The organism is Bacteroides caecigallinarum (assembly GCF_021531075.1).
Lineage (GTDB): Bacteria > Bacteroidota > Bacteroidia > Bacteroidales > Bacteroidaceae > Phocaeicola > Phocaeicola caecigallinarum_B.
This window is the reverse complement of sequence record NZ_JADYTJ010000046.1, coordinates 15,428-27,205: the sequence shown is the minus strand read 5'-3', so window position 1 is coordinate 27,205 and position 11,778 is coordinate 15,428. Positions and strand designations below refer to the sequence as shown.

9 protein-coding genes are annotated in these 11,778 nt (G+C 37.6%); 5 read left to right on the top strand and 4 right to left on the bottom strand.

The window, feature by feature from the left end:
* Window positions 1-39 precede the first annotated feature (39 nt).
* The 4 genes from I6E11_RS15070 to I6E11_RS11640 form a co-directional block, all read right to left on the bottom strand.
* A complete protein-coding gene (locus tag I6E11_RS15070; RefSeq protein WP_317221520.1) occupies window positions 40-147 on the bottom strand; it encodes a hypothetical protein in 108 nt (35 codons plus the stop codon).
* The gene (locus tag I6E11_RS11650) at window positions 122-1,021 is read right to left on the bottom strand and encodes a PDDEXK nuclease domain-containing protein (RefSeq protein ID WP_262911705.1); all 900 of its coding nucleotides are present in this window, start codon (window positions 1,019-1,021) and stop codon (window positions 122-124) included. The genes I6E11_RS15070 and I6E11_RS11650 overlap by 26 nt, the downstream gene beginning before the upstream one ends.
* A gap of 105 nt (window positions 1,022-1,126) precedes the next feature.
* Complete coding sequence (locus tag I6E11_RS11645; RefSeq protein WP_235338174.1) at window positions 1,127-2,314, bottom strand: hypothetical protein; 1,188 nt, start codon at window positions 2,312-2,314, stop codon at window positions 1,127-1,129.
* 40 nt (window positions 2,315-2,354) lie between these two features.
* The gene (locus I6E11_RS11640; protein WP_235338173.1) at window positions 2,355-3,242 is read right to left on the bottom strand and encodes a DUF4377 domain-containing protein; all 888 of its coding nucleotides are present in this window, start codon (window positions 3,240-3,242) and stop codon (window positions 2,355-2,357) included.
* Window positions 3,243-3,416: 174 nt separating this feature from the next.
* On the opposite strand from I6E11_RS11640, the gene I6E11_RS11635 reads away from it, so the two are divergent.
* The 5 genes from I6E11_RS11635 to I6E11_RS11615 all read left to right on the top strand — a co-directional run bounded on the left by I6E11_RS11635 (window position 3,417) and on the right by I6E11_RS11615 (window position 11,772).
* Complete coding sequence (locus I6E11_RS11635) at window positions 3,417-4,739, top strand: MATE family efflux transporter (protein WP_235338172.1); 1,323 nt, start codon at window positions 3,417-3,419, stop codon at window positions 4,737-4,739.
* 69 nt (window positions 4,740-4,808) lie between these two features.
* Complete coding sequence (ffh, locus tag I6E11_RS11630; RefSeq protein WP_235338171.1) at window positions 4,809-6,134, top strand: signal recognition particle protein; 1,326 nt, start codon at window positions 4,809-4,811, stop codon at window positions 6,132-6,134.
* Between the two features lie 1,017 nt (window positions 6,135-7,151).
* The gene (locus I6E11_RS11625; protein WP_235338170.1) at window positions 7,152-7,739 is read left to right on the top strand and encodes a hypothetical protein; all 588 of its coding nucleotides are present in this window, start codon (window positions 7,152-7,154) and stop codon (window positions 7,737-7,739) included.
* Window positions 7,740-7,780: 41 nt separating this feature from the next.
* Window positions 7,781-10,879 (top strand): tubulin-like doman-containing protein, encoded by a 3,099-nt coding sequence (locus I6E11_RS11620; RefSeq protein ID WP_235338169.1) that lies wholly within the window; start codon window positions 7,781-7,783, stop codon window positions 10,877-10,879.
* A gap of 86 nt (window positions 10,880-10,965) precedes the next feature.
* Window positions 10,966-11,772, top strand: coding sequence for an Ig-like domain-containing protein (locus I6E11_RS11615; protein WP_235338168.1), 807 nt, complete (start codon window positions 10,966-10,968; stop codon window positions 11,770-11,772).
* Window positions 11,773-11,778: the final 6 nt, after the last annotated feature.

The window sequence follows — 11,778 nt, the reverse complement described above, 5'->3', positions numbered from 1 at the left end:
TTACAAAATTTTTATTAGCACTTTTACAAAGGATAATTCCTATGGTAGGTTTTCATTGGGTTTACGAACCTCATCATCGAGAATACGCAGATAAGCGGCTAATTGTCCGAGATAACTTGGTCTAAACGGACCATCTTTTAATTCCACGCATACAAGAGCTGCCAGCTCTCTGTTGAAAAAAAAGTAAATCAGGGAATTCTTCTATACCAAATTTTTCTAAATGATATTGATTTCCAATAAAAGCAAAGTCTTTTCCAAATGTCATAATAAATTCTTTTACATTCTGTACAATACTTTGCTCTATTATTCGTTCATCCCTGTCATTTTCTCGGATAAAAAGTTCTTCTACATTAATAAAATCAAGTAAGTATTCATCTTTGAACATACTGATTGCACGATAGGCTTGAAGCTTATCAGGAATATTTTTCTTAAAATTATTTGCTAAAATTCCTTTATGGCTATACAGATTTTCATCTATCATGCGTTCTAAATCATCAACTTTTGCTTTTGTTTCAGCTGCTAATTTGATATAGAATTTACGTTGTTCTAAATCTTTAACTTTACTGACAATTACATAATGATGTGTAAAACCTATGTTCATAAAATCTGCAATAGGGAAATCAGCGTCAATTTTAAATTGAAGTGCAGGTAAATCATTCGTTTCAACGAACGAATTCTGTTCTTCCAATGTCAAATTGTTCGTTTCAACGAACGAATTATCAGAAAGAATTTTCCATTCCTCATAGAAAGTACGCATTTTTCGTAAACTAGGTGCTGAAAATCCTCTTAGTCCGGGCAACTCTTTTCTAAGCTGTTCACTGATTTCTTCTATAAATCCTTTTCCCCAATTCTTGTTTCTTGTATTTACGGATATAAATCTCCCAATTCCATAATATAAAGCCAATTGTTCCTGATTAATCAGTTTTAAAGCTCTTTGTTGACTCCTTAATATTACCTTCTTTATGGATTGAACAGCATTAGTGAGTTCATTAAATTGGTTTATGTTGTCGATTTTACTCATTTTTTAAATTAATGTACTACTAGTAATGTATGGAAAAATTATAATTACAAACTTAATAATATCTTTTCATCTTTCAGAATAAAATGTCAGGGAAAATATTATGCGCTATTCTTTATAGGTAACCTTGAACGGAAAAACCTGGAAAACTCTTCTGTCGGCAGTAGTCAATTCAAGTTTATATGAAATAGAACTTCCGTTTCCTTTCTCTACTAATGACAGTAAAGTCTCTTCCGGTAGAAGTTCTTTCAGATAGAGTCTGCCGTTCTGTAAATGTATGAGTCTTGCTTTCTTGTCGGTATCGACAACGAGCATGTACGAACGGTTATAATGACTTATAATACTTCCGGAATATCCATCACGGGTGGTAGTTTCTATGCTTGAGTTTTCATAGCTTAGTGGCCTGTTTTCGGATGGTTCCGTGAATTCCATGTTCTTGTTGAATACCACTTCGCTGTAGCTCAAATAGTAGATGTCTGTTCCCTTGGGTTCCATTTCTTCGTCCGTTGAGAAAAGACTGAATTCAAAATGTCTGAATCTGTCTGATACAGTTATGTAGGCTCCGTTTGTAAGCAATTTTATTTTGACGTGGTCGCCGTCGCATGTTATTTCGCATGATTCTTCGTTTATAGCTTTTACGGAATATAAATCGTTGTAAGAAAGAACGTCAAATTCAAATTCATTACCGGATATGATATTTACTTCGTCGTTAATAGATGTAGTCAGGCTTTTTATATTTGATAAATCAGTAGGGTAAGCGTTCTGTACTTCTGTCAATTCCTTGCTGCTCATACGTTTGTAGGTGGAGTAACCGTAAATTTTCACTCCATCTGCACGAATGCCAAGATTATCAATGACTTTCATAATGTCTCCTTTTAAAGATACAATACGCATGACCAAGTAGCCGTTTTTGCTGACTCTGTTACCTTCTTCATAATCATAGGCATATGTATGATATCCATGAGCCGGAAAAGCATCTACATACATGTATTCTTTTAATGATTCAGATGACTCGAAATAATACTGGCTTGGTCCTCCTCCTATTAAATCTTCATAATAGTCTTTGGTAGAACATTTTCCATCACTGCCTATTTCATGTGTAATAACGTGTTTCCAACCATATCCTACGACTGACGATTCAAATTCTTCTGTTGAAATATTGGTGACATCAGGCATATAACATTCACCGTTAGCATCAAAAGAAAAAGTAGGATATATATCTTCCTTGTTGCAGGATGCTAAGGAAACAGCACACAAAAGTGCTATAATGAATGAGTGAAGTTTCATGGTTTTCATATCTTTGGTCTTTATAGTTTCTTTTTTTCATGTTTTGGAACTATTTTATGTTATAACGTACAGCAACGGCCTTGACACCGGCTTCAGGATATTTTTCCTGATAATACTGAGTAAAATCTTTGTAGAACCACGGAACTGATGTGGGGCCTGCGGATTTGCTTTTTGAAGGACTACAGATAAACACATCATATTTTATTGCATTTTCTTCGTTTTCGGGATTGTTCCCTATAATGAAGGTCCATTCCATCAATCCTTGTACAGCTCCTTCAGGTATTAGGCTTTTATATGATTCTGATATATTGGTCAGTTCTTTATTTTCTTTTTTTATGAAACCGAACATGGCAATTTCTTTATTGTCATTTATAAGAAACCATCTTGTCCAATCATTTTCTATATAGCAATAAAGACCGCTGAAGGTAACTATAGGATTCGAGTTTACATCTTCTTCTATAACTGACTTATCCTCCGCATCAATAAAATATTTGAAACTGGAATCAATGTTTTCACAATACTCCGTGTAGAACCATTCGGGTATAAAATTGTTTGGAATGTCTTCCGACTTCTTTTCTTCTTTTGAAATCAACTCCATAAGTTCGTATTCTGTCCATGCAGGTTCGCCCATGCTATGGTCTAGATAACTGGTCTCGCTTATGTGCAATGTGTATTCATATCCGGTCTCGTAATCAAATCCATCAATATAGCCTATCTGCTCCCATTCTGCAGAATGTTCTTTCATTACAGCATATACGTCAGATACATAATTATTGCCACAGGATGATAAAAGTCCTATTACTTTTTGTGATGCCACTGTTATAGTGTACTCTTTATATCCGGTTATTATTCTGCCATCTTCTTTATTGTTACAACTTACCAGTGTTGATAAAATGGAAATCAGAATAAGAATGGTAAAAATATTTAGTGCTTTCATATACGCTGCTGTTTTTTTGATTAATAATACAAATATATAATATAATTATAATACACGTAAGTTTCTGATATTTAATCTTATTACTACACAATATTTATTAACCTATGTTTATTGGTGTTCTTTTTGTATCTTTGCTGCATATTTATAAAAGATAGAATAAAACTGTGTATGACTATGTATTCCAATAAAGATATCTGGCGCGTTACTTATCCTATACTTCTTGGGTTGCTTGCCCAGAATATAATCAATGTTACAGATACAGCTTTCCTCGGACATGTGGGCGAAGTGGCTCTTGGGGCTGCTGCAATGGGAGGGCTTCTATATATATGTGTCTATACAGTAGCGTTCGGATTCAGTATAGGTTCACAGATACTTATAGCGCGTCGTAATGGTGAAGGAAACTATCGTGATGTAGGTCCTGTAATGATGCAGGGCAGTATGTTCAGTTTCCTTATGGCTGTTGTGCTGGCCGTAGCGATGTATGTATTTGCTGATCCTTTCATACGTATGCTTATAACATCTGATACTATATACGAAGCCACATATCAGTTCTTTACGTGGCGTATATGGGGATTTCTTTTTGCCTTTCTCAATGTAATGTTCCGTGCATTTTATATAGGAATTACCAATACAAAAGTGTTGACACTCAGTTCTATAGTAATGGCACTTGTAAATGTGGTACTAGACTATGGTCTGGTGTTTGGCGAGCTTGGACTACCACAGATGGGCGTTAGGGGAGCAGCCCTTGCATCTGTTATAGCCGAGGCTTCATCACTTGTGTTCTTCCTTATTTATACATATTTCAGGATTGATCTTAGAAAATACGGTTTCAGGCGTTCGTTCAGTGTTGATTTTGGCATGGTTGGTAAAATCCTGAGCATATCGTCGTTTACGATGATTCAGTATTTCCTTTCTATGGCTATATGGTTTGTATTTTTTATGGCTCTTGAACGTTTGGGACAGAGGGAGTTGGCTATAGCTAATATAGTTAGGAGTGTCTATATTGTTCTTCTTATTCCCGTTCAGGCACTTGCCACTACGGCTAATACATTGGTTAGTAATCTGATTGGTGCAGGAGGAACAGAGAAAGTTGTAGCTTTGCTTCATCGCATAGCTTGTGTATCTTTTCTTATAATGGTGGCTTGTGTTATTCTGACAATGTTGTTTCCAGATACAATACTATCGGTTTATAGTGGTGATCCGACTCTGATATCGGACTCAATACCTGCGCTTTATGTGGTTTGTGGTGCGATGATGATTGCTTCGCTTGCCAATATTTATTTTAATGGAATTTCCGGTACTGGCAACACACAGGCGGCTTTAGTATTAGAGACAGGAGTATTGATTTTTTATGCTTTTTATGTAGTAATAGTAGGGATGGTTTTACGCCAGCCGGTGGAGATTTGTTTTACTACTGAGATGGTGTATTATTCGTTAATGCTGTTTTTCAGTATTATATACTTGAAAAAAGCTAAATGGCAGAATAAAAAGATTTGAGGATTATATTTTTTTATGTATTTTTGCACCCCGTTGAAATATAAGAAATTAAGAAAATCCAAATAATATATGTTCGATAATTTAAGTGAAAGACTTGAGAGGTCGTTTAAGATATTGAAAGGTGAGGGTAAAATCACCGAAATCAATGTTGCCGAGACTCTGAAAGATGTACGTCGCGCCTTGCTTGATGCCGACGTGAACTATAAGGTTGCAAAGAACTTTACAGACACAGTAAAGGAAAAAGCCTTGGGACAGAATGTGCTTACAGCTGTTAAGCCTAGTCAGTTAATGGTTAAGATAGTTCATGACGAACTTACCAAACTGATGGGTGGCGAAACTGCCGAGTTGGAACTTAAGGGACGTCCTGCAGTGATACTTATGTCAGGTCTCCAGGGTTCCGGTAAGACTACTTTCTCTGGAAAGTTGGCACGTATGCTGAAAACCAAGAAAAACCGTAAGCCTTTGTTGGTAGCCTGCGACGTTTACCGTCCTGCGGCTATTGAGCAGCTTAAGGTGCTTGGACAGCAGATAGAAGTTCCTGTTTATTCAGAACTTGACAGTAAGGATCCTGTACAGATTGCCTTGAATGCCATACATGAAGCAAAGGCAAAAGGTTATGATCTGGTAATTGTCGATACGGCAGGTCGTCTGGCAATCGATGAACAAATGATGAACGAGATTGAAGCTATCAAGAAGGCCATCAATCCGGATGAAACACTGTTCGTAGTAGACTCAATGACAGGTCAGGATGCCGTAAACACTGCACGCGAATTCAATGAACGTCTTGACTTTAACGGTGTAGTTCTTACCAAGTTGGATGGTGATACTCGTGGTGGTGCCGCACTTTCTATCCGTACTGTTGTGAACAAGCCTATCAAGTTTGTAGGTACAGGTGAAAAACTTGATGCAATCGATTTGTTCCACCCGGCACGTATGGCAGACCGTATTCTCGGTATGGGTGATATCGTTTCACTTGTAGAACGCGCACAGGAGCAGTACGACGAAGAAGAAGCCAAACGCCTTCAGAAGAAAATCCAGAAGAATCAGTTCGATTTCAATGACTTCCTTACTCAGATAAACCAAATCAAGAAGATGGGTAACATTAAGGAACTTGCCTCTATGATTCCGGGTGTAGGTAAGGCTATCAAGGATATTGATATTGACGATAATGCCTTCAAAAGCATTGAGGCTATCATTTATTCTATGACTCCTGAAGAACGTACTCATCCTGAAATCCTTAACGGTTCTCGCCGTATGCGTATAGCAAAGGGTAGTGGTACAAATATTCAGGAAGTGAACCGCCTTCTGAAGCAGTTTGACCAGACTCGCAAGATGATGAAGATGGTGACTGGCAGCAAGATGGCCGGTATGATGCAGAAAATGAAGAAGAGATAATACACATTCTTTTTGATATACCAAATCGGGCTGAATACCGTTTAAATGGTGATTAAATACTGTTTAAACGGTGTTCAGCCCGAAATCTTTTAATGCTCAACATTAGATAATTCTCAATTTGTTAATTGAAACTTTGTTAACTATGAAAATGGGCTTGTGAAGCTTTTGTCTTTTGATTTAAATTTATGAAATGACACTATGGTTTGTTAATTCGTAAATTTTTTGAAATAAACTATGTATAGGCTTTTTATCGATTAATGAAAATGTTTTGCGATACACTATTATTCTTTATTATTGAGTCTTATGATATGCTGTGTGGCATTTGTCTATGTTGTGACATAAGATGTATTGGTTAAAATATGCAAACATATTGAACAATGTATAATTTAAATTTGTATTGGTAAAATTAAAATTTATACATTTGCCTATACTCTCAAATGAAATCTTTTACGATAGTAAGTTTGGATATTATTATGTGAAGATTGTAAAGCTTATTATGGTCTGAGTGTTGAAATACGAAAGTGTTGATTTATATGGATTAGTTTTGGTGGAAATGAGAGGCTGACATATAGAAGGCGTTTACTTGATGTTATGTTCCTGATGAGCTGGAATCTCACAAATTACAGTATTGTAGTTTTGAATTTAGAAACGTTGGGTAGCACGGAGGTGATTGTCTGAGGTTCATGATATGTGGTGTTGGTGTGTTTTGCATCGAGATACACTAATGACTATGTATATGATTTCTTTGAGAAACTGATGTGTATTCATATTGGTGTGGATTCTGATGTTGTTTCTTTAACTATAATAGGCAATGCGAGAACTTTGGCTTGATTAATGGATAATAGAATGGTTTCACGCTTTTTTTATTTCCATTTTATTTTATGTACGGTATAAAAAAGAATGAAAGATGAAAACACTTGGTTATTTAAATCCCGAATCTTATAGGGGTAAATCTAATGTTGAAAAACGTACAGTAGTTATAGAAGAATGTAGCAAACATTTTAAAATATAAAGACTATGGCTGTTTTCTTTTCTATCATGAGCGAAGGCGTTCTTTGCCTATTTTATGGTATGATAATCACGGCTTTTATTATGGCAACGCTCTATTTCATACTCTCCTCATTAAGTAATGGAGCTGTACGGTCTGTGGCTTTTTTTGTAACTGGTCCTGTTTTGGCATTGCTGCTTGTTGTTAATATGACTCTTTTGGTAGGAGCGATTACAGTTAAAGGTGAAACGGAGTCCATGCGGTTATGGCTAATGCAAAGACTTGATGGTGTACATGGCATAGCTGATATTCAATGTAGTCAGCAAGTGGGCGATATGCTGAACGAACACTTCCCGTTATCCGGATGTTTCCTTAATCTATTCGATATGAGTGGTCATCGCATGGAAGAGTTACCACAAGTGTTTTATGAGGTAATAAACGATGAGATGAATAAAATGATATGGAGTAGCTCATTATGGTCATTGGCTTTCATTGTGGCAGCCATGCTTGTAGCGTTGTATTTTGATAAGGGTGAAAATAACCCTGGTAAAGGTAAAAACAAAAGACAAGTCAAGAGGGTTCAGACAAATTCACGTAGGAATTTTGATGATTTCTGATTTTTAATCAATATAGCATAAAACATTAAAAACAAACAAATATGGCAAACCATCTTATTATCGGACTTGGCGGTACTGGAGGTAAAGTGCTGCGTGAGTTAAGAAAACGTGTTTATGAAGAGTTCCGTAGTAACGAACCAGGTCACGGAGTGTTTTTAGATTACGTGTATGTGGATTCTTCTCCATCTGATTTGGATGACCGCAGTGGTTGGAGTGTGTTGGGAAAGAGCGTTCATTTAGGAGTGGCTCAAAAAGTAAATATAAATGGAATAAGTTCAAGTGTACTTGGTAATATCAACATGTATCCAGGATTAAAGGGCTTTCTTAATCCGACTGATTTGCAATTAATGCAACAGGAGATGGGGGCACTTATCAGTGCAGGCATTGGTGGACAACGAAGAAGGTTGGGACGTACACTGATGGCAAACAATATTTTTGACAAGAATAATCCTGGAAATTTCGAACAGGTGGTACGCGGTGCCGTACAAAGACTGCAACAGGCAAGTGGAGATGAGGAGGTTACTTTTCATATCTGCGCAGGTTTGGCTGGTGGTACAGGTTCTGGCTCTATTATTGATGCTATTGCTCAGATAAGGACATGGTTCCCTTATCAGCAAGATACTCAGGCGTTTAAAATTCGTCTTTTCCTATACACACCAGAACGTACATTGGTTAGTGCGCGTCACGATGCAGGCTTTTATCAGGCTAATGGCTATGCCGCATTGTTGGAATTGAATGCACTTAGCATTGGAAAATACCATCCGACAGATGTAAGAGGTGAAAAGGATATTTTTACAGGGGAAATTCGTCGCTTGCTTGAGAACCAAGAAGCATTCGAATCAGCGTATGTATATACAAATGTGAATGAGCAGGGAAAAGTTTTGGATTTGTCTCACGGTTTACCTGCAGCGGTTGCAGACTTTATTTTCCAAACTACCATTGCAAGTGAAATGGGAGGAACAAATGGGCAACTGAACCGTCTTGTAGGATGCGAAAATGATGGCGCGTCTCCTGAAAAGAACCAAGCCGGTGAGATTGCACATAGCCGTAAGTTCCTATCGTTTGGTATTACACGAGTAGAGTTCCCAGAAACTGAAATTAGAGAGTTTATGACCTATAACTATGCCATTCAGGCAGCACGTCAGTTGACTTATAACGTTTGGCAAGATGGTATTGGCTACGGTGAACGTACCATTGAAGAAGTGGGTATGGGACTTTCCGGTGAAATACAAGACAAGAAGAATCGCGAAGGATTGATGCTCAGCAATAACTATCTTACATTGGCTAAGCCAATAGTAGAAAGTCCAGCAACTAAACGATGGAGACTGTTCGAGGAAACATGGGAAGCACGCACGCAGGCAGAGGCAGATGATGTGATGGCCACTATAGATAAGAAGCAATGGCTTACAAATTTCTCTACACGTTGTGAGGAATTCTTTAATCATCAGTTCCGCCAACATGGAGTAGTTGAGTTTTACAAAATACAGCAACAGGAACGCAAAGGGTATGCTCGTGTGATACGTCGTCACATCGAGAAGAAATTGTTTGATGAATGGGTTAGTGGAACTGAAAAGAGCAAAAGTATACTTGAAATTGAGAAATACACTCGTCTTCTTATCGAAAATTGTGGTAATCGTATTGCTGAATTTGACGTGCAAAAAGCTCGATTAGAGGAAGAACAGGCAAATTTGCTTCAACAGATTAATGAAATCGACCATAATTGGGGAGGAATCGGATTCTTGAGAGGGTTGATGAATAAACATCAGGAAGTATTCTCACAGTTTAAGACGGCAAAGAGCGAATACTACACTGCAGCCACACGTGTGGTGTCATATGGATACGCCAAGGAGTTGTTGCAGGATATTATCGAGGAATTGGGTCGCATGCTTGACGGCATATTGGCATTTAAGGATGTAATTAGCGCCATAAATGAAGAAGTGTTGAAGCAAGCTTCCAGCAAATGTCAAACAGATGAAGTGCAAATTGATTCCGACATCAAGAAATATAACCCAGAAGCGGTACGAAATATTTGTAGGCAGTTTGTAAGCAATAAGGAGGAAATGTCACAGAATGCGGCAACTATCCGCGCGAGAATGGTTGCAAATTTGGGTGAGGATGGTGAACGTACATTTGCGAATCTTTATGACAAAACAGACTACGAGTCAGCAATAGATATTATGTTGGAAGTATGTCAGGAAAATGCCTTACGTAATATGGATAATGCAGCGAAGAGTGATCCACTTAACAAAATGGTAGGTGTTAATATCCTTGAGAAATTGAAGTCGGAATTGAACACGGATGATAAAATGGAACAGTTCGTCAAACTCGTGACCCAAACATCGCGTACATATGTACAGTTTGATGCAAATGAACGCTCTATGGTTATTGCGGGAAATGTGGGTGTGATGATGCCTATGGTGCAGTTGGCACTGCCAGAGGCTGATGAAAGAACAAACGATTTCAGGCAAAAACTTATAGAAGCTTTCAAAAAGGAAGTTCCTGGGTTTGAACCGAAACAAGATGTAGCTGTAAACTATAAGAATAATCAAATAGTGGTTATTTCTGCTAACTCTGGTTTCCCACTTAGATTCCTTGCCAACGTAAAGACTGCGAAGGAAAAATATGATGCTTTGGTATCCAAGCAGAATGAAAAACATCAATTGAATGCCATGGTTTTGCATACTGAAAGCTTTAAGGAAGAATTGGTCAGTCTTTACGAGGAGGATCCTGAAACAATTAAATATAAGATGGTAAAACCTCTTATGTTGGCATACGCTTTGCAAATCATTGCGGAACAGCAGGATCCTATTACCCAGGCTAAGTTTGATGCAATTCGCATTCCGGACGAAACCTTTGGTGATACATGGAAACCTATGGGAAAAGGATTCGTGGAATCGTGGAACGCTTTGGGGCAGGATTTTCAGTTAGCACAGTTGTTGAAGAAACAGGTAGATAAGGAATTTGCGATACAAGCACGTAGCAATGAGCAGAAGGCTGTTCTTCGAAAGGCTATAGGTCAAGTTGTACAATCTAAGATTCTTCCAAGTTCGCTATGCGAAAATAACCAGTTCAATCCTAATTACACTAAGTTTAGGAATCTGGCTATGGAAATCATATCTGAAAAGTTGCAAGATTTATAATAATATATTAGAGCATTTTTTTAAGTTTGAGAGAATTTTAATTTTGAAAATAAATATTAGGTGAATTAATAATAATATTGAATTATATGGCAATAAAGAAAGGTATATGCAAAAACTACGGTGAATGTAGCTTGGCTGATGAAAGGCCTGCCGTGGTTCAGGAAGTAGATAGTGCAAATTTTGTATGTGAGGAATGTGGAGCGCAGTTAAGCGAGTGTGAAAAATCACCAGTCGGTCCAGGTGGAGGAAATAAAACGATGAAGATTGTTTTGGCTTCTGTCGCTGGTTTGGCAGTTTTAGGAGGAGGTGGCGCTTATTATTTAATGTCTTCTGATTCTGCACCGATACCGGAAAAGGTTGAGTTGGCAAAGGAAAAATCGACTCTTATAGTAGGTCAAACGGAGGAATTGAAAGCCATTGTATATCCCGAAAATGTTACTGCACAATTGGTATGGATGTCAAGTAATGATGAGGTAGTTAAGGTGAATGACGGAGTAGTGACAGCTGTAGCTCCTGGCGAGGCTAATGTAAGCGTGCAGGTGGTGGGGACAGATAGTATGACTGATATATGCGTTTACACTGTTGGAAAAAAAGTGGAAGTAGATGAAAACAAAATTACTGAAAATACTAATGAAGAAACCCAAATAGGTGATGTTTCCGTACCAGTACGTAAGATTGATTTGAATTATGCCATTTACGAAGGAGATATAAAGAATGGCAAACCACATGGAAATGGAACAATGAGTTTCAAATCAAGGCATCTCGTGCCTGGAACGAAGAACAATTATGCAGAAGCCGGCGAACAAGTAATTGGAGCGTTTCGCGATGGAGAAATCAATATGGGTACTTTGTATCAGAAAAACGGTAACCGTGTTGTTGTGAAACATAAATGATTATCA